This window comes from Leifsonia sp. 115AMFTsu3.1 (genome assembly GCF_004362795.1).
Taxonomy (GTDB): domain Bacteria; phylum Actinomycetota; class Actinomycetes; order Actinomycetales; family Microbacteriaceae; genus Leifsonia.
This window is the reverse complement of sequence record NZ_SNYB01000001.1, coordinates 2,132,802-2,151,980: the sequence shown is the minus strand read 5'-3', so window position 1 is coordinate 2,151,980 and position 19,179 is coordinate 2,132,802. Positions and strand designations below refer to the sequence as shown.

General features: G+C 71.1%; 16 protein-coding genes. 12 read left to right on the top strand and 4 right to left on the bottom strand.

The window, feature by feature from the left end; all coding sequences use genetic code 11:
• The first annotated feature begins 149 nt into the window (after positions 1-149).
• The 6 genes from aceE to AXZ95_RS10320 all read left to right on the top strand — a co-directional run bounded on the left by aceE (position 150) and on the right by AXZ95_RS10320 (position 7,773).
• Positions 150-2,876, top strand: coding sequence for a pyruvate dehydrogenase (acetyl-transferring), homodimeric type (gene aceE / locus AXZ95_RS10345; RefSeq protein WP_026307171.1), 2,727 nt, complete (start codon positions 150-152; stop codon positions 2,874-2,876).
• Positions 2,877-2,884: 8 nt separating this feature from the next.
• On the top strand, positions 2,885-4,099 hold the full coding sequence (locus AXZ95_RS10340; protein ID WP_043742088.1) for a helix-turn-helix domain-containing protein: 1,215 nt from the start codon (positions 2,885-2,887) through the stop codon (positions 4,097-4,099).
• Positions 4,100-4,183: 84 nt separating this feature from the next.
• Positions 4,184-5,104, top strand: a complete 921-nt coding sequence (locus AXZ95_RS10335; RefSeq protein WP_018190965.1) for an ACP S-malonyltransferase — start codon at positions 4,184-4,186, stop codon at positions 5,102-5,104.
• Positions 5,105-5,124: 20 nt separating this feature from the next.
• Entirely contained in the window at positions 5,125-6,129 is a 1,005-nt protein-coding gene (locus AXZ95_RS10330; RefSeq protein ID WP_018190964.1) for a beta-ketoacyl-ACP synthase III, read from the top strand.
• Between the two features lie 46 nt (positions 6,130-6,175).
• Entirely contained in the window at positions 6,176-6,427 is a 252-nt protein-coding gene (locus AXZ95_RS10325) for an acyl carrier protein (RefSeq protein ID WP_018190963.1), read from the top strand.
• 110 nt (positions 6,428-6,537) lie between these two features.
• Entirely contained in the window at positions 6,538-7,773 is a 1,236-nt protein-coding gene (locus AXZ95_RS10320; protein WP_018190962.1) for a beta-ketoacyl-[acyl-carrier-protein] synthase family protein, read from the top strand.
• A gap of 106 nt (positions 7,774-7,879) precedes the next feature.
• Here AXZ95_RS10320 and AXZ95_RS10315 read toward each other — a convergent pair whose 3' ends face one another.
• Complete coding sequence (locus AXZ95_RS10315) at positions 7,880-8,383, bottom strand: DUF3145 domain-containing protein (protein ID WP_026307170.1); 504 nt, start codon at positions 8,381-8,383, stop codon at positions 7,880-7,882.
• A gap of 187 nt (positions 8,384-8,570) precedes the next feature.
• Here AXZ95_RS10315 and AXZ95_RS10310 point away from each other — a divergent pair, with 187 nt between their 5' ends.
• Positions 8,571-9,182 (top strand): PadR family transcriptional regulator, encoded by a 612-nt coding sequence (locus AXZ95_RS10310; protein WP_018190960.1) that lies wholly within the window; start codon positions 8,571-8,573, stop codon positions 9,180-9,182.
• Here AXZ95_RS10310 and AXZ95_RS10305 read toward each other — a convergent pair.
• Entirely contained in the window at positions 9,179-10,027 is an 849-nt protein-coding gene (locus AXZ95_RS10305; protein WP_018190959.1) for a DUF1684 domain-containing protein, read from the bottom strand. The genes AXZ95_RS10310 and AXZ95_RS10305 overlap by 4 nt on opposite strands.
• A 67-nt stretch (positions 10,028-10,094) precedes the next feature.
• Complete coding sequence (locus AXZ95_RS10300; RefSeq protein ID WP_018190958.1) at positions 10,095-11,822, bottom strand: bifunctional 3'-5' exonuclease/DNA polymerase; 1,728 nt, start codon at positions 11,820-11,822, stop codon at positions 10,095-10,097.
• Between the two features lie 116 nt (positions 11,823-11,938).
• On the opposite strand from AXZ95_RS10300, the gene AXZ95_RS10295 reads away from it, so the two are divergent.
• Entirely contained in the window at positions 11,939-12,274 is a 336-nt protein-coding gene (locus tag AXZ95_RS10295) for a hypothetical protein (protein ID WP_018190957.1), read from the top strand.
• 120 nt (positions 12,275-12,394) lie between these two features.
• Here the strand turns inward: AXZ95_RS10295 and AXZ95_RS10290 are convergent, their stop codons facing one another.
• Positions 12,395-12,853 carry an NUDIX hydrolase gene (locus AXZ95_RS10290; RefSeq protein ID WP_018190956.1) on the bottom strand — a complete coding sequence of 153 codons (459 nt, stop codon included), beginning with the start codon at positions 12,851-12,853 and terminating at the stop codon, positions 12,395-12,397.
• A gap of 76 nt (positions 12,854-12,929) precedes the next feature.
• Here AXZ95_RS10290 and AXZ95_RS10285 point away from each other — a divergent pair, with 76 nt between their 5' ends.
• From AXZ95_RS10285 to AXZ95_RS10270, 4 genes are all read left to right on the top strand, one after another.
• A complete protein-coding gene (locus AXZ95_RS10285) occupies positions 12,930-13,409 on the top strand; it encodes an NUDIX domain-containing protein (protein ID WP_018190955.1) in 480 nt (159 codons plus the stop codon).
• Positions 13,410-13,471: 62 nt separating this feature from the next.
• On the top strand, positions 13,472-13,834 hold the full coding sequence (locus AXZ95_RS10280; RefSeq protein ID WP_018190954.1) for a hypothetical protein: 363 nt from the start codon (positions 13,472-13,474) through the stop codon (positions 13,832-13,834).
• A gap of 50 nt (positions 13,835-13,884) precedes the next feature.
• Positions 13,885-17,865, top strand: a complete 3,981-nt coding sequence (locus AXZ95_RS10275) for a Pls/PosA family non-ribosomal peptide synthetase (RefSeq protein ID WP_018190953.1) — start codon at positions 13,885-13,887, stop codon at positions 17,863-17,865.
• Entirely contained in the window at positions 17,862-19,166 is a 1,305-nt protein-coding gene (locus AXZ95_RS10270; protein ID WP_018190952.1) for a M1 family metallopeptidase, read from the top strand. The genes AXZ95_RS10275 and AXZ95_RS10270 overlap by 4 nt, the downstream gene beginning before the upstream one ends.
• Positions 19,167-19,179: the final 13 nt, after the last annotated feature.

Below are 19,179 nucleotides of genomic sequence, written 5' to 3'. Positions count from 1 at the left end.
CAGCCTAGACCTCGGTTCTCGCAGCACCAAGTGACGGTCAACGACGGCGTCGGAGTGAGGCTAGGCTGGACGATGGTGCCCGCGCTTGTCGAAACCCGACAGTGCTCCGGCTTGTCCACGATCCATCCGACACAAGAAAGAGGTCGAGGGTGACTGTAAACGACCAGGACCCGTACTCGATGAATAACATCGATTCGGACCCGGAGGAGACCGCCGAGTGGCGCGAATCCCTCGACCAACTGGTTGCGGCCCATGGCCATGAGCGTGCTCGCGAGATCATGCTCAGCCTGCTCAAGCGCTCGAAGGAACTGCACGTCGGCGTGCCGATGGTTCCGACGACGGACTACATCAACACGATCTCCCCGGAGAACGAGCCCGAGTTCCCCGGTGACGAGGAGATCGAGCGCCGCTACCGCGCGTGGATCCGCTGGAACGCCGCCGTGCTCGTCCACCGTGCGCAGCGCCCCGGCATCGCCGTCGGCGGCCACATCTCGACCTACGCGTCGAGCGCCGCCCTCTACGAGGTCGGCTTCAACCACTTCTTCCGCGGCCAGGACCACCCGGGCGGCGGCGACCAGATCTTCGTCCAGGGCCACGCCTCCCCCGGCACCTACGCCCGCGCGTTCCTCGAGGGGCGCCTGAGCGCCGACCAGCTCGACGGCTTCCGCCAGGAGAAGTCGCACGCCGGCGGCGGCCTCTCCAGCTACCCGCACCCGCGCCTCATGCCGGAGTTCTGGCAGTTCCCGACCGTGTCGATGGGCCTCGGGCCGATCAACGCGATCTACCAGGCACAGCTCAACAAGTACCTCACCAACCGCGGCATCAAGGACGCCTCCGACCAGCACGTCTGGGCGTTCCTCGGCGACGGCGAGATGGATGAGGTCGAGTCGCGCGGTCAGCTCCAGGTCGCGGCGAACGAGAAGCTCGACAACCTCACGTTCGTCATCAACGCGAACCTGCAGCGCCTCGACGGCCCGGTCCGCGGCAACGGCAAGATCATCCAGGAGCTCGAGAGCTTCTTCCGAGGCGCCGGCTGGAACGTCATCAAGGTCATCTGGGGCCGCGAGTGGGACGACCTGCTCGCCCGCGACGCCGACGGCGCGCTCGTCAACCTCATGAACGAGACGCCCGACGGCGACTACCAGACGTACAAGACCGAGAGCGGCGCCTACGTCCGCGAGAACTTCTTCGGCCGCGACCCGCGGACGCTGGAGCTCGTCAAGGACTACAGCGACGACCAGATCTGGAACCTCAAGCGCGGCGGCCACGACTACCGCAAGGTGTACGCGGCCTTCAAGGCGGCCGCCGAGCACAAGGGCCAGCCGACCGTCATCATCGCCAAGACCATCAAGGGCTACGGGCTCGGCCCGTCGTTCGAGGGCCGCAACGCGACCCACCAGATGAAGAAGATGACGCTGGACAACCTGAAGACGTTCCGGGATGCCATGCGCATCCCGATCACGGACGCCCAGCTCGAGGAGAACCCGTACCTGCCGCCGTACTACAACCCCGGCGCGGACGACGAGGCGATCCAGTACCTGCACGACCGCCGCCGCGCACTCGGCGGCTACGTGCCGGAGCGCCGCGCGAAGTACACGCAGCTCAACCTGCCGGACGACTCCGCGTACGCGATCTCGAAGAAGGGATCCGGAACGCAGGAGGTCGCCACGACCATGGCGTTCGTCCGCCTCCTGAAGGACCTGCTGCGTTCGAAGGACTTCGGCCACCGCATCGTCCCGATCATCCCGGACGAGGCGCGCACCTTCGGTATGGACGCCTTCTTCCCCAACGCGAAGATCTACAACCCGAACGGCCAGCACTACACGTCGGTCGACCGCGAGCTGCTCCTCGCTTACAAGGAGAGCCCGCAGGGCCAGATCATCCACGTCGGCATCAACGAGGCCGGCGCGCTGGCCGCGTTCACCAACGTGGGCACGTCGTACTCGACGCAGGGCGAGCCGCTCATCCCGGTCTACGTCTTCTACTCGATGTTCGGCTTCCAGCGCACCGGTGACGCCCTCTGGGCGGCGGGCGACCAGATGGCGCGCGGCTTCCTCGTCGGCGCCACCGCCGGTCGCACCACGCTGACCGGTGAGGGCCTGCAGCACGCGGACGGCCACTCGCCGCTGCTCGCATCCACCAACCCGGCCGTTGTCCAGTACGACCCGGCGTACGGCTACGAGATCGGCCACATCGTGCGCGCCGGCCTCGAGCGGATGTACGGCGGCAACCACCCGGACCCGAACGTCATGTACTACCTCACGGTGTATAACGAGCCGATCGTCCAGCCGGCCGAGCCGGAGGGCGTGGATGTGGACGGCATCGTCCGCGGCGTCTACAAGCTGCGCGCCGGCCAGGGCGACGGGCCGAAGGCCCAGCTGCTCGCGTCGGGCGTCTCGGTGCCGTGGGCCCTGGAAGCCCAGCACCTGCTCGCGCAGGACTGGGGCGTCTCCGCCGACGTGTGGAGCGTCACCTCGTGGGGCGAGCTGCGCCGCGACGGTCTCGCCGCCGAGGAGCACAACTTCCTCTACCCGCAGCAGGAGAAGCAGGTACCCTACGTCACCCGCAAGCTGCAGGAGGCAGAGGGCCCGTTCGTCGCCGTCACCGACTATTCGCACGCCGTGCCGGACATGATCCGTCAGTTCGTCCCGGGCGAGTACGCGACCCTCGGCGCCGACAGCTTCGGCTTCTCGGACACCCGCCCCGCGGCTCGCCGGTTCTTCAAGATCGACGGACCGTCGATGGTGGTGCGGACGCTGGAGCTCCTCGCCGTGCAGGGCAAGGTCGACCCGAACGCCCCCGCCTGGGCGATCGAGAAGTACCTCCTGCACGACGTCAACGCCGGCACCACGGGCAGCGCGGGCGGCGAGGCGTAACGGCTCCCGTGGCTGGCGGCCAGGTGGAGAGGACGAAGCCCGAGACGCTCGCGTGGCTGCGCAAGATCTCGGGTGAGCTGGCGACGACCACGCTCAAGCGGCTCGAGGACACCCTCCCCTGGTACCGCGACATGCCACCGGGCCGGCGCAGCGCCGTCGGCCTGGTGGCCCAGGCGGGCATCTCGTCGTTCATCTCCTGGTACGACGACCCGCGCTCGACGCCGTGGATCGCCGCCGACGTGTTCGGCGCGGCCCCCCGCGAGCTGCTCCGCAGCGTGAGCCTGCAGCAGACGCTGCAACTCATCAAGATCACGGTCGAGGTGGTCGAGGAGCGCGTGAAGACGGCCGGGAGCGAGGATCTGCGGGAGGCCATCCTGCTGTACTCCCGCGAGATCGCGTTCGCGGCGGCCGACGTCTACGCGCGCGCCGCCGAGGCCCGCGGCCTGTGGGATGCACGCCTCGAAGCCCTGGTCGTCGACAGCATCCTGACCGGCGAGTACGACGACGAGCTCCCCAGCCGCATCGCCGCGCTCGGCTGGCACGGGCACGGCGAGGTCAGTGTCCTCGTCGGCACCGCGCCGAAGATGCTCGACGTCGACCAGCTGCGCCGCACCGCCCGCCACATGTCGGCGGACGTGCTGATCGGCGTGCAGGGCAGCCGGCTGGTGCTGGTGATCGGCCGCGCCTGGCCGAGCAACAGCACGCCGGAGGAGGCGATCGGCGCCGCCCCTGTGGTCTCGTTCATGGAGATCGCACAGCAGCTGGAGCCCGGCTTCGGCCCCGGCCATCTGGTACTCGGCCACGAGGTCCCCAGCCTGGTGGATGCGTCCAAGAGCGCGAAGGCGGCCCTCGCCGGTTTCGCGGTCGCCCGGGCCTGGCGCAACTGCCCTCGCCCGGTGCACGCGGACGACCTGCTCCCGGAGCGCGCCCTCGCGGGCGACGGCCTCGCCCGCGCGACGCTGATCAGCCGCATCTACCGCCCGCTGCAGGGCTACTCCACCGAGCTGCTCACCACCCTGTGGTGCTACCTCGACAACGGCCGGTCGCTGGAGGCGACGGCACGCGAGCTGTTCGTGCACCCGAACACCGTCCGCTACCGCCTGAAGCGCGTCTCCGAGGTCATCGGCTGGGACGCGACCGGCGCGCGCGAGGCCCTCATCCTGCAGGCGGCGCTGATCGTCGGCTCCATTAACGAGCCCGACTCGCCCCGCCGCGGCGGTTGAGTTGTAGACAACCACAAAGCATCTTCGAATAGTTCGTATCCATCCGACACATCCGCCTGGCGGAAGATTGGCAGACTGGAAACCGTGATCGTCATCGTGTGCCCGGGTCAGGGATCCCAGACCCCCGGCTTCCTGGACCCCTGGCTCAGCGAGTCCTCGTTCCGCGACCAGCTCACCGGCATTTCCGACGCGGTCGGCATCGACCTGGTGGCGCACGGCACCGTGAGCGACGCCGACACCATCCGCGACACCGCAATCGCTCAGCCGCTCATCGTCTCGGCCGGACTGCTGACTCTGTCCGCGCTGTTCGCCGACGGCCGCCGCGACCGGGTCGGCGGCATCGCCGGTCACTCGGTCGGCGAGCTCACCGCGGCCGCCGGAGCCGGTGTCCTCAGCGAGACCGACGCCGTCGCCTTCGTGCGCGAGCGCGGCGCCGCCATGGCCCGTGCGGCCGCCGAGGCGCAGACCGGCATGAGCGCCGTGATCGGCGCCGACGAGACCGAACTGCTCGCCCGACTCGACGAGCTGGGCCTCTCCCCCGCCAACTACAACGGCGGCGGCCAGATCGTCGTCGCCGGCGCCCTGGATGCGCTGGCCCAGCTTGCCGAGAACCCGCCGGCCCGCGCGCGTGTCATTCCGCTGCAGGTCGCCGGTGCATTCCACACCCGGTACATGGCGTCCGCCGTCCCGGCGCTCGAGCAGTTCGCCTCCACTCTGACGACGAACGACCCGACGCTGCGCCTCTGGACCAACAAGGACGGCTCCGAGGTGACCGACGGCGCCGAGTTCCTGCGACTCCTCGTCGGCCAGGTCTCGTCGCCGGTGCGCTGGGACCTCGACATGAAGGCCTTCGAGGAGGCCGGCGTCACCGGCCTGATCGAGGTCGCTCCCGCCGGCGCGCTCGTCGGCCTCGCCAAGCGCGGCCTGAAGGGCGTGCCGACCGTCGCCATCAAGACCCCCGACGACCTGCCGGCCGCCTTCGACCTCATCGACCAGGCCGCGTAAGGCCGCAAGGAGCTCCCCCGATGACCCACCCCACCCTGCAGCAGTCGCACGGCCCGCAGTACACCCGCATCCTCTCGATCGGCGCCGCCCGCGGCGAGAACGTCGTGCCGAACGACGACCTGGTCGGCCCGATCAACTCCTCCGACGAGTGGATCCGGCAGCGCACCGGCATCATCACCCGCACCCGCGCCGGGCGTGACGTGCTCGCTGTCGACCTCGCCACCGAGGCGTCGAAGGAGGCCATCGCGAAGTCGGGCGTCGACCCGAAGCTGATCGACGCCGTCATCGTCGCGACCGTTTCGAACGTGCAGCAGACGCCATCCATCGCCGCCGTGCTCGCCGACCGCGTCGGCGCCAACCCGGCAGCCGCATACGACATGAACGCCGCCTGCGCCGGGTACGCCTACGCGGTGGCCCAGGCAGATGCGCTCATCCGCACCGGCGCGGCGCACTACGCGCTCGTCGTCGGCGCCGAGAAGCTCTCCGACGTCGTCGACCCGACCGACCGCACCATCTCGTTCCTGCTCGGCGACGGCGCAGGCGCCGTGGTCATCGGCCCGAGCGACTACCCCGGCATCGCCAAGACGGTGTGGGGCTCCGACGGCTCCAAGGCCGACGCGGTGGGGATGGGCAACACGCTCCTCGAGTTCCGCGACGGCGAGAAGCCGTGGCCGACCCTCCGCCAGGAGGGCCAGACGGTCTTCCGCTGGGCGGTCTGGGAGATGGCCAAGGTCGCCAAGCAGGCGCTCGACGAGGCCGGGGTCTCCCCCGACCAGCTGGCCGCGTTCATCCCGCACCAGGCCAACATGCGCATCGTCGACGAGTTCGCCAAGCAGCTGAAGCTTCCGGAGACCGTCGCCATCGCCCGCGACATCGAGACGACGGGCAACACGTCCGCCGCATCCATCCCCCTCGCGACCCACCGACTGCTCCAGGAACACCCGGAGTTGAGCGGCGGCCTGGCCCTCCAGATCGGCTTCGGGGCCGGTCTGGTGTTCGGCGCGCAGGTCGTCGTGCTGCCCTAGACTGTTTCCCGGTCACAACGACACCCCCCTCAAGGAGAGAAAAACCATGGCATTGTCCACCGAAGAAGTTCTTGCCGGCCTGGCCGAGCTCATCAACGACGAGACCGGCATCGCGACCGACACGGTTGAGCTGGACAAGTCGTTCACCGACGACCTCGACATCGACTCGATCTCGATGATGACCATCGTGGTCAACGCCGAGGACAAGTTCGACGTGAAGATCCCCGACGAGGAGGTCAAGAACCTCAAGACCGTCGGAGATGCGGTCGAGTTCATCGTCAAGGCGCAGAACGCCTAGGCGCAGAGCCAGGATTCTTCCGCGCGGGCGGCGCGCGACCGTGTCGCCGCCCGCGCGTGCGGCAGCGCTCTGACCGGGCGCCGCCATCCTCATTCAGGAGAGTTGCCGTTATGACCAAGAAGATCGTCGTCACCGGTATGGGCGCGTCCTCGCCCCTCGGTGGCACCGCCCCCGAGAGCTGGAGCGCCCTGCTCGCCGGCGTCTCCGGCGCCCGCACCCTCGAGCACGACTGGGTCGCTCAGTACGAGCTGCCGGTCACCTTCGCCGCCGAGGCCAAGGTGCGCCCGGAGGAGGTGCTGGAGCGTCCCGTCGCCAAGCGTCTCGACCCGTCCAGCCAGTTCGCCCTCATCTCCGCCATGGAGGCGTGGGAGGACGCCGGCCGTCCGGATGTCGCACCCGAGCGTCTCGGTGTCGACTACGCCACCGGCATCGGCGGCGTGTGGACCCTGCTCGACGCCTGGGACACGCTGCGCGAGCGCGGCCCGCGCCGTGTCCTCCCCATGACCGTCCCGATGCTCATGCCGAACGCAGCATCGGCCGCGGTCTCCATGCACTTCGAGGCGCGTGCCTACGCCCGCACGGTCGCCTCCGCCTGCGCCTCCAGCACCGAGTCGATCGTCAACGCGTACGAGCACCTGCAGCTGGGTCTCGCGGACGTGGTCATCGCCGGTGGCACGGAGTCCGCCATCCACCCGATCACCGTCGCGTCGTTCTCGTCGATGCAGGCGCTCTCGCGCCGCAACGACGACCCGGCGCACGCCTCCCGCCCGTACAGCGTCGACCGCGACGGCTTCGTGATGGGTGAGGGCGCGGCCAGCCTGGTGCTCGAGACCGAGGAGCACGCCCTCGCGCGCGGCGCCCGGATCTACGCCGAGCTCGCGGGCGGCGGAGTGACCGCCGACTCGTACCACATCACCGCGAACGACCCGGAGGGCCGCGGCGCCAGCCGTGCTCTGCGCATCGCCCTCGACCGGGCCGGTGCGGTGCCGGACGACGTCACCCACATCAACGCGCACGCGACCAGCACGCCGGTCGGCGACCCGTCCGAGTACGTGGCGCTGCGCGAGGTGTTCGGTGAGCGCGTCCACGGCATCCCGGTTTCGGCCACCAAGGCGTCCACCGGACACCTGCTCGGCGGCACGGGTGCGCTGGAGGCCGTGTTCAGCATCCTTGCGATCCGCGACCGTCAGGCCCCGCCGACGATCAACATCACCGAGATGGATCCGGCCATCCCGCTGCAGGTGAAAGGCGAGCCGCAGCCGCTCGGCGACAGCGCACAGCTCGTCATCAGCAACTCCTTCGGCTTCGGCGGCCACAACGCCGTCGCCGCGTTCCGCAGCTACTGAGCGTACGCACGGACACAGGAAGGCCCCGCTCGTCACGAGCGGGGCCTTCTCTGTTTCACCGCAGGCGGGCGGCCGTGCCAGGCCCGCCGCGGGAGTCGAGCGCGGGTCAGCCGACGTTGTGCAGCCAGATGACCGACGTGTCGTCGTGGGCGTGCCGGAACGGCTCCAGCTCGTCGTCCCACGCCTGACCGAGGGCCAGCCGGAGCTCGCGGTGCAGCTCGAGCGCGTTCGCGCCGGCGATCTCCATGGCGTAGCGGATGCGATCCTCCGGCACGACCATGTTGCCGGCCGTGTCGACCTGGGCGAAGAAGATGCCGAGATCGGGCGTGTGCATCCACCGGCCGCCGTCGGTGCCGTGACCGGCGTCCTCCGTCACCTCGTAGCGCAGGTGCTCCCAACCGCGCAGGGCGGACGCGAGGCGCGCCCCGGTGCCGGGCGGGCCGTCCCAGAAGAACTCCGTGCGCTGGGAGCCCTTGAGCACGGGCTGCGACTCCCAGGTGAAGTTCACTGCACGCCCGAGAGCGCGACCCGCCGCCCACTCGATGTGGGGGCAGAGCGCGCTGGGAGAGGAGTGCACGTAGAGCACCCCTCGAGCGACGTGTGCCGACATGGTTCTCCTCCGTTCGTTGGTGCGTCTTCCCCTACGACCAGGAACGGATGGAAATCTTCGGCGTGTGAAGTTGCGGTAGCGCTCGCGCGCGTTGCCACGATTATGCCCGAGAACCGCGGGGAGTTACAAGATTGTGATTCGGCGATTCGCTCGCCGGGCGAACACCGAACGGAATAGCATACCGAGTATGTCGGTCCAGAACGGATTCCTCGCGCTCCTCACCCAGGGCGCTGCTTACGGCTCGCAGCTCCAGAGCGAGTTCCTCTGCCGTGCCGCACACCGACGGCAGCTCAATCCCGGCCAGGTGTATTCGACGCTCGACCGGATGACGGATCAGGGTCTCGTCGCTTCCGCAGGCGCCACCGACGACGGCCTTCCGCTCTACGAGCTGACCGCGGCGGGACGGGAGGCGGCAGCAGCCTGGCTCGGCGGTGCACCCGCCGACGGCCGCCCGGACTGGGACGAGATGCAGGACCAGGTGCTGATCGCCGCCTCCCTGGAGGGGGTGGATGCGCTGGTCGTCATCGACGGCTATCGCGCCGCCTACGCCGAGAAGATCCGCTACCTCACCCACGAAGCGGACTCGCGCGCCCTGCTCGCGGCGAACCGCGCGGCCGAACTGGGCGCGAAAGCAGCCATCGAGTGGCTGGACGAGGTCGCGGCCACCCTGCGGTCACATCCCGGCGCGCTGGTGCAACCACGCTCCCCCGAGCGTCCGCGGCGCGGCCGTCGACCGGCCTCAGATGCGGCTGCTCCGCCGGGAGCCGCAGCGCAGGCGGAGAGCCGCAGCTCGACCTAGTGCAGCAGCTCGCCCCGCGTGTTGAGGACGTTCTTCTCGCCGGCCTCGATCGGCACGGCGAAGCGGTTCTGCGCCGGCGGCAGCGGGCAGTTGAAGTTGTAGCTGAACGCGCACGGCGGCAGGACCGCGAGGTTGAAGTCCAGCGTGACCGTGCCGTCCTCGTTCGGCACCACGAAGAGGAACCGGCCGACCGAGTAGGTGCTGTCGCCGTTCGTCGTGTCCGCGAAGACGAGCTGGAGGGCGCGGCCCGCCTTGAACGCGGCGAGGTTGTAGTCGACGCCGTCCTTGGTGAAGGTGATCTCGCCCGGGATGACCATGTCGCGGGTTGCGCCGTCGTCCTTGAGGTGCTCGAAGCCGACGGTCTTGCCGCCCTCGATCGGGGTGAACGCGGCCTGGATGATCCACTCCGGGTTGAACGGGAAGGCGTCGATCGAGCCGAACTCCTGGATCGCCTCGGAGTTCGCGTCCCACACGCGGAGCGCGTAGTCGCCGTCCTCGCTGGCGATGACGAATCCGCTGACCGTGTCGCTGAAACGGATCGTGCCGGGGTTGGGGTCATCCTTGCCGCGGACGATCGCCGAGCCGTCGACCAGGACGTCGTCGACGAAGATGTTGTCGGTCGCCGCGGCGGTGACCTTGAGGCCCGACTGGCCCTTCGGCAGCGGAGACCAGAGACCGGGGACGCCCCAGATCGGCTGCTCCGAGTCCGGCTCTCCCGTGATCCACTGGGTGTTCACCAGCGCCAGGTTGCCCTGCGGCGCGGTCACGGCCTGTTCGCGGCGGGCGCGGTAGCGGGCCAGGACGGCGTCCGGGTCGGTGGGAGCGGCAGCGGCAGTGTCGGTCATGGTCTCCATCCTCGGTCAGGTCGGAGGTGACAACCAACTCCGACACTCGGGCATTCCGCGGGCGACGTCATTTCGCCTCAGCGTAGCTGTCGACGATCGCGGCCGTCACCGGGAACTCCACCGGGAATCCGCCGAACAGCAGCCTGCCCGCCTGCTCCGCCGCGGCGTGCACGGCGGCAGCGACCTCGTCCGCCAGCGCCTCCGGGGTGTGGACGATGACCTCGTCGTGCAGGAAGTAGACGAGATGAGGGGATGCGGTGAGGGGTGCATCCGGCGCGAGGGCGGTCAGGCGGTTGCGGAGCTCCGCCATCCAGCACAGCGCCCACTCGGCGGCGCTGGCCTGTACGACGAAGTTGCGGGTGAACCGGCCCCAGTCACGGGACAGGCTGCGGGCGCGCCGTTCGTCGGCCTCGGTCGCATCGGACGCCGACGCCGCCGATTGAGCCGCAGCCCATCGGCCGCCCGGAACCGGCGAACTGCGGCCGAGCCGGGATGTGACCTTCTCGCCGCGCTCCCCCGCCCGCGCCGCCTCCTCCACGAGCCGGACGGCCCGCGGGAAGGCGCGCGTGAGTCGCGGCATCAGCCGGCCACTCTCCCCCGTCGTCGCCCCGTACATCGCGCCGAGCATGGCGACCTTCGCCTGCGCGCGGGCTTCGACGGCGCCGGACGCGACGATGCCCTCGTAGAGGTCTTTGCCCCGGCCGGCGGCGGCCATCGCCTGGTCGCCGGAGAGTCCGGTGAGGACGCGCGGCTCGAGCTGGGCGGCGTCCGCCACGACCAGCTTCCAGCCCGGGTCGGCCACGACGGCCCCGCGGACCTGCCGCGGCAGCTGCAACGCGCCGCCGCCGCGGGTCGCCCAGCGGCCGGTGACGACGCCGCCGGGAACGTAGTCCGGCCGGAAGCGGCCGTCGTGCACCCAGGCGTCCAGCCACGTCCATCCGTTCGCGGTCAGCAGCCGCGACAGCTTCTTGTAGCGCAGCAGCGGGTCGATGACGGGGTGTTCGATGCGCCGGAGCTCCCATGACCGCGTCGAGGTCGCCATGATGCCGGCGCGCTGCAGGGCCTTGAGCAGGTCCGGCGGGCTGTCGGGGTTCAGATCGGGCGCATCCAGCTGGTCGCGGAGTTCCCGCGCGAGGGTCTCCAGTACGGCGGGACGACCGTACGCGGGACGGGGGCCCAGCAGGCCGGTCAGCAGTTCGTCGTGCCGCTCGGCGCTGTAGGGCAGGCCGGCGTGCTGCAGCTCCACTCCGATGAGCGCGCCTGCGGACTCGGCCGCGAGCAGGAGCCGCAGGCGGCGCGGGTCGGCGCTCGCGGCGACGGCCTCCTCCTGCGCTGCGAACTCATCGCGAATGGATGGCGTGGTCGCGTTCGCCGTCTCGGCCGGCTCCTCAGAATCAAAGAGGGCCTCGTCGAAGTCGAAGAGGGCCGTGTGCGAGGCCGGCGACTCGGCCTCGGGCTCGACCGCCACATCCCAGGCACCCGGCTCGGCACGCGCCAGAGGTGTGGATGCGGTCAGCGTGGAGTTGCGGAGGATCACGTGGCAGAGCCGCAGGTCGACGCAGCGCTCCACCCGCACCCCGGCGGAGAGGAGCGTGGGATACCAGGCCCGCGTGTCATCCCACACCCAGCGCGGCCGATCGCCGCCGCCTGCCGCGCCCGTCTCCTCCGTACGCACGAGCTCCGGCAGGGCGTCGAGCGCAAGGGTCGCGCTCCGCTCGGCCCCGCCGCCGTGCGACGGATCGAGCCGCGTCGCGCGGACGTCGCCGCGCCCGACGCGCTCGAGGAGGATGTGCACCCTCCCATTCTCGCCGCGACCGCCGACACGGACCGACGCCCGAATGCTTGCGTGCGGGCCCGCAGCTGAGGATAATTCACGGAACGACGATGCCGACCCGAAAGGCATGATCGACGATGACCGTCTACCTGCACGACAGCCAGGGGGTCTGGATCGCGTTCCGAAGCGACCTGACCTCCCGCGACCTCTTCAACCCCGATGGCGACTGGATCGGATGGTTCCCCTGGGGCGACGACGACGCCGTCACGCCCGAGGGCGACTATCTGGGAACCGTCCGCGGCGACCGGCTGTTCGCCCGCGCCGACGCCCCGTACCGCGGCCGGCCCGGCTATCCCGGGGCACCGGCGTACCCGGGCACGGTGCCGTATCCCGGTGCCGCGTCGTACACGGGTCTGCCCGACGGCTGCGAGGACGTCCCCGGCGCCCTGCTCTGGCCGCGCGTCGCCTCCTGACCCACGCCCCCAGCCAACAGCTCCTGAGTTTTCCGGCCCAGGCCGGCGTGTCGACCCGAAAAACTCAGGAACTGTTGGCTGGGGCGTCAGGTTGGCTGGGGTGTCAGGTTGGCTGGGCGGTCAGTCCGAGAGGGCGGTGAGGCGCGCGCGGAGCTGGGGCCACGACGCCGCGAAGCCGGGATGCAGTGGGAGCGCGCTCACCTCGTCGACCGGGACCCAGCGCAGCTCGATGCTCTCCACGTCCGCCATGTGCGGCTCGAACGGACGCACGGCCTGACCGACGACGGTGGTGTACGACCAGAAGCCGAGGTCGAGCACGCTCTCGAACAGCACGTGCACCGCGTCGGGCGGCACAGCCGCTTCCTCCGCGGCCTCCCGCAACGCCCCGTCGACGGCACTCTCACCGGCGTGGCGCGCTCCGCCCGGGAGCCCCCAGGTGCCGCCGAAGTGACTCCAGTCGGCCCGGTGCTGCAGCAGGATGCCGCGCCGCAGGTCGTGCACGAGCAGCCCGGCGGCGCCGAACCGACCCCAGAACCGCTGGCCGTCCGGCCCTTCCACCCACGCGTCTCCCGAGTCCACAGCTCCACGTTAGTCGCCGCCGGCCGCCGCTCTCGCCGCGCTGTCATACGGAGACGCGGCGTGGGAGGCTGGACGCATGCCCGTCCGCAGCGCCGCCCTCCTGCTCTACCGCCGTCGCGCCGCCGTCGAGGTGTGGATCGCCCACATGGGCGGCCCGTTCTGGGCGCGCAAGGACGAGGGGGCATGGTCGCTGCCGAAAGGCATCGTGGAGTCCGACGACCTGGGCGACGAGCTGGCCGCCGCGCGCCGCGAGTTCGCCGAGGAGATGGGCTCCCCCGCGCCGGATGCCGACTACGTCCCGCTCGGCGAGTTCCGCGGTTCGGGCAAGACGATCGTCGTGTTCGCCGCCGAGTCGGAGTTCGAGCCGGACGCGATCGACAGCAACACGTTCGAGCTGGAGTGGCCCCCGCAATCCGGGCGGATGCAGGAGTTCCCCGAGATCGACGACGCCCGGTGGTTCTCGGTGGAAGATGCGCGCCTGAAGCTGACGAAAGCCCAGCGGCCCATTCTGGACGCGCTGCTCGGCCGCCTGGAAGAGGACGCGGAAATCCACTAGTCCCCACAGCTTCCCCGCGCCGTAGGGTAAGCCCCAGCAGGGCGGAACCCGAAGGAGGGGCTGTGGCGAAGAGCAAGGCCGAGAAGGCCGCCGAGAAGGCACTCGACGCGGCGCGGGTCGCCGTCGGCGAAGCGGAGCAGGCGGTCAAGAAGCTCGACAAGAAGACACGGCGCGAGGCGGAGGATCTGGCCGACCGCCTCCAGCAGGCCGCGAAGGATGCGAAGAAGGCGGTCCGCCGGGCCAAGAAGACCGCGGACGACGCACGGACCTCGGCGAAGCAGATCGTCGAGCACGTGGCGGCGCCCGCGTCGAGCACCGGCATCCCGACGTTCCGCGAACTGCGCGACCGGGCGAAGGCGCGTGGCATCCAGGGGTACTCGCGCATGAACAAGGCCCAGCTGCTGCACGCGCTGGGCGAGGGGTGATCGGGGCGTCCGTTCACCGGCGCTTTACCGGGCACCCGTAGCGTGCGGCCGTGGCCGATGCTCCCCTGACCGATGTGTCCGACGGCGACGTGCCGACAGCCGGCAGCCCGCGCGCCGGTCTGCTGCTGCGGTCGGAGGATGCGCCTCCCGCGCGAACGCTGATCGACATCCTGACGGAGACGGCGCGCCGTTTCCCCGATGCCTCCGCGCTGGAGGACGCCGCGGGAGCGCTGAGCTATCGCGAACTCCTGGCGCGGGTCGCGGCCGGCGCAGGCCGTCTGCGCGAGCACGGCGTGAGCCGGGGCGACCGGGTCGGCGTGCGGATGAGCTCAGGCAGCCGGAAGCTGTACCTGGCGATCCTCAGCGTGCTCGCGGCCGGCGCGGCGTACGTGCCGGTGGACGCTGACGACCCGCAGGAACGCGCCGACCTCGTCTTCGGCGAGGCCGGCGTCCGGGCGATCCTGACCGATGCCGGACTGGTGGTGGCGGGCGAGGACGCGCCGCAGCAGGTGCTCCGCGACGCGCCGCATCCCTCAACGGCTGCGCTCCCCGTCGTCGCCCCTCCGGAGCCGGAGGACGACGCCTGGATCATCTTCACGTCCGGCTCGACGGGAACGCCGAAGGGCGTCGCCGTGCGCCACCGGTCCGCGGCCGCGTTCGTCGACGCCGAATCCCGGCTGTTCCTGCAGGAGGAGCCGATGGGCCCGCAGGATCGCGTGCTCGCCGGGCTCTCGGTCGCGTTCGACGCATCCTGTGAGGAGATGTGGCTGGCCTGGGCGCACGGCGCCTGCCTCGTGCCCGCACCGCGCGCGCTCGTCCGTACCGGGATGGATCTCGGCCCCTGGCTCTCCGCCCGCCGCATCACCGTGGTCTCCACCGTCCCGACCCTCGCGGCGCTGTGGCCGGTGGATGCGCTGGACAACGTCCGGCTGCTCATCTTCGGCGGGGAGGCGTGCCCGCCGGAGCTGGTGAGCCGGCTCGCCGTACCGGGGCGCGAGGTGTGGAACACGTACGGGCCGACGGAGGCGACCGTCGTCGCATGCGCGGCGCCGCTGGTCGCGGGCGAGCCCGTGCGCATCGGGTTGCCGCTCGACGGCTGGGATCTGGCGGTGGTGGATGCGGAGGGCCGCCCGGTCGCGGACGGCGAGAGCGGCGAGCTCGTCATCGGAGGCGTCGGCCTCGCCCGCTACCTCGATCCGGCGAAGGATGCGGAGAAGTACGCGCCGATGCCCACGCTCGGCTGGGAGCGCGCGTACCGCAGCGGCGACCTGGTGCGGTTCGACCCGGCCGGGCTGTTCTACCAGGGCCGTGCCGACGACCAGGTGAAGGTCGGCGGCAGGAGGATCGAGCTGGGCGAAGTGGAGTCGGCGCTGCAGCAGCTTCCCGGCGTCTCCGGCGCCGCGGCCGCGGTTCGCCGTTCCGCCGCGGGCAACGACATCCTGGTCGGCTACCTGGCCGTGCCGGATACCGCATCCTTCGACCGCGCGGCCTCGCTCGCCCAGCTGCGCGAGACGCTTCCCGCCGCGCTCGTTCCGCTGCTCGCCGTGGTCGACGAGCTTCCGGTGCGCACCTCCGGCAAGGTGGACAAGGCCGCGCTGCCGTGGCCGCTGGAGGACACCGGGTCCGACGGCGCGACCACGGACGACCCGGTGGCAGCCGCGCTGGCGGACGACTGGCGCAGTGTTCTCGGGCTGCCGGTCACCGGCCCCGACGACAACTTCTTCGACCTGGGCGGAGGTTCGTTGGCGGCGGCCCAGCTGGTGTCGCTGATCCGCCGGCGGCATCCCGACATCACCGTCGCCGACGTGTACGCGACGCCGCGTTTCGGGGCGATGGCGCAGGCGCTGGCGGAGAGCTCGCCGTCGTCGTCGGCCGCGTCCACGCACGTGGTCCCGCCGACCCCGCTCCGGATGCGCGCGCTGCAGACCGTCCTCGGCATCCCGCTGTTCATTCTCGGCGGCATCCGCTGGCTGCTCTACCTGCTGACCGCGTCCGCGCTGCTGCGGCCCTTCGGCGGGTTCGACGTGCTGCCCGCGGCCGACCCGGTCTGGCTCATCCTCGGGCTCGTCGTGTTCGTCACGCCCTGGGGTCGTATGGCGATCGCGGTGGTCGCCGCCCGGCTGCTCCTGCTCGGGGTGCGGGCGGGCGATCATCCCCGTGGCGGCGGCGTGCACCTCCGGCTGTGGCTGGCCGAGCAGGTCGCCCACCAGATCGGCGCCGCCAGCCTCGCGGGAGCCCCGTGGATCCTGTACTACGCCCGCGCGCTCGGTGCGACGATCGACCGCGGCGTCGACCTCCACACCCTGCCGCCGGTGACCGGCATGCTGCGCATCGGCGCCGGCGCATCCATCGAACCGGAGGTCGACCTGGCCGGCTACTGGATCGACGGCGACGTCGTGCGGATCGGCGAGATCCGCATCGGCGCCGGCAGCTCGGTCGGCGCACGCAGCTCGCTCATGCCCGGCACCAAGATCGGCCGCAACGCGACCGTCGCCCCGGGCTCGGCCGTGTTCGGCCGGGTGCCCGCGGGTCAGAACTGGTCAGGCTCCCCCGCGGTCCGCGTCGGTCGGGCGCACGACTGGTGGCCGCAGGAGCGGCCGCAACGCCGGACCCGCTGGCTCGCCGCGTACGCGCTGTCGTCGATCGTCGTCTCGCTCGTCCCGGTCGTCGCCCTCGCGGCGGGTGCCGCGGTGGTCGCCGCCTTCCTCCGTGGTGCGGCCGGCTGGGGCGACGTGATCGCCCGCGCTGCGGCCGGCCTGGTTCCCGGCACGCTCGTCGCCGGCGTCGTGCTCGCCGCGCTGGTCGTCGTGCTGGTCAGGCTGCTCGGCATCGGGATGCGCGAGGGCGTCTACCCGGTCCGCAGCAGGACGGGCTGGCAGGCATGGTCGACGGAGCGTCTGCTCGACCAGGCCCGCACGATGCTCTTCCCGCTGTACTCGAGCCTGTTCACGCCGGTCTGGCTGCGGATGCTCGGTGCCCGGGTGGGCTCCGATGTCGAGGCGTCGACCGTGCTGCTCCTCCCCCGGATGACCCGAATCCGCGACGGCGCATTCCTCGCCGACGACACGCTCGTGGCGTCGTACGAGCTCGGGGGCGGATACGTCCGCATCGCCGCGGTCGACATCGGGGCGCGCGCCTTCCTCGGAAACTCGGGGATGGCCGGAGCGGGCAACCGCGTCCCGCGCGACGGGCTGGTCGCCGTGCTGTCGTTCGCGCCGCGCAAGGCGAAGGCCGGCACGTCGTGGCTGGGTTCTCCGCCCGTGAAGCTCCGCCGCCAGACGCAGGACGCCGACCTCTCGCGCACTTTCGAGCCGCCGACGCGCCTGCGGGTCGCCCGCACCGCGTGGGAGCTGCTGCGGATCGTGCCCGTGATCGTCACGTGCGCCATCGGCCTGGCCGTCGTCATCGCGCTGGGCGCCGTGGACGTGGCCTGGGGGCCGATCTGGGCGATCATCCTGAGCGGGCCCGTCCTCCTGCTCGCGGGCGCCGTCGCCGCAGCGCTCAGCACCGCCGCCAAGTGGGCGCTGATCGGGAGGCTGAAGCCGGGCGAGCATCCCCTCTGGTCGTCGTTCGTGTGGCGCAGCGAGGTGTCCGACACGTTCACCGAGATGGTCGCGGCGCCCTGGTTCGCCTGGGCGGCCTCCGGAACCCCCGCGCTGGTGTGGTGGCTGCGCAGCCTCGGCGCGCGGATCGGCTCCGGCGTCTGGATCGACAGTTACTGGCTCCCGGAGGCCGATCTGGTCACGCTGGGCGACGCATCCACCGTCAATCGGGGCTGCGTCGTGCAGACGCACCTGTTCCATGATCGAATCATGAGCATGGACCAGGTCACCATCGAACGCGGCGGAACGCTCGGGCCGCACAGCGTCATCCTCCCCGCCGCCGATATCGGCGCCGACGCGACCGTCGGGCCCGCCTCCCTCGTGATGCGCGGCGAGACGGTCCCCGCGGGCAGTCGCTGGAGCGGCAACCCGATCGGTCCGTGGCGCGAAGTCGTCGTGCGCGAGTACCGGGCGCGGGCCGGCGGATGAGCGACGGAGCACCGCACACCTACCTGCCGCGCTCCGGCACCCACGACTTCTCGGTCCTCCGGTACGACCTCGACCTCGACTACCGGGTGACGACGAACCGGTTGGATGCGACGGCGCTGATCCGCGCGCGGGCCGAGGTCCCGCTGACGGCGATCATGCTCGACCTGGTGCACCTCAAGGCCAAGAAGGTGCGGGTGGACGGGCAGAAGCGCGCCCGGTTCAGCCAGAGCGCGACGCACCTCCGCATCCTTCCGGCGTCGCCCATCCCGGCCGGCGAGGAGTTCGTCGTCGAGATCGCCTACGACGGCTCGCCCGTGCCGCGCAGGACCCGCTGGGGCACGCTCGGCTGGGAAGAGCTGACCGACGGGGTCATCGTGGCCTCGCAGCCCTCGGGAGCGCCCACCTGGTTCCCGTGCAACGACCGGCCCTCCGACCGCGCCGCCTACGGCATCCGCGTGACGACCGAGCAGGCGTACACGGTGCTCGCGACCGGCGAGCCGACCGGGCACAGCGTCAGCGGAGGCCGCGGGACGTGGACGTTCGAGCGCGAGGAGCCGACGGCGACCTACCTCGCCTCGGTGCAGATCGGCCGCTACACGCTCGAACCGCGGCGGACGGCCGGTGTGGAGTGGGTGGTCGCCTATCCGCCCGCTCTCGCACGCCGCGTGCTGCACGACTTCGAACCCGTCGGGCGGATGCTGGAGCGCTTCCAGATGCTGTTCGGGCCGTACCCGTTCCCGTCGTACACGGTCGTCGTCACCGAGGATCCGCTGGAGATCCCGCTCGAATCCCAGGCGATGGCGACCTTCGGGTCGTCGCACGCCGACGGACGCAACGGTTCGGAGCGCCTTGTCGCGCACGAGCTGGCGCACCAGTGGTTCGGCAACAGCGTCGGGCTCGCCTCCTGGCACGACATCTGGCTGAACGAGGGGTTCGCCTGCTACGCCGAGTGGCTGTGGTCGGAGGTCTCCGGCGGGATGTCCGCGGCGGCGCACGCGCGCATCCATCACGCCGCTCTGCGCGTCACGCCCGGCGACCTGCTGCTCGGCGACCCGGGGCCGGACTCGATGTTCGACGACCGCGTGTACAAGCGGGGCGCGTGCCTGCTGCACGCACTCAGGCTGCGGCTGGGCGACGACGTGTTCTTCGAGCTGTTGCGGACCTGGACGCGGGAGAACCGGTTCGGGACGGTCACGAGCGCCGATTTCGAGGCGCTCGCGGAACGTTTCTCGGAGGAGCCGCTCGGCGGCTTCTTCGATGCCTGGCTGCGGGAGACGCGGCTGCCATCGCTCGGGCGCTGAACTCGCGGCGCGG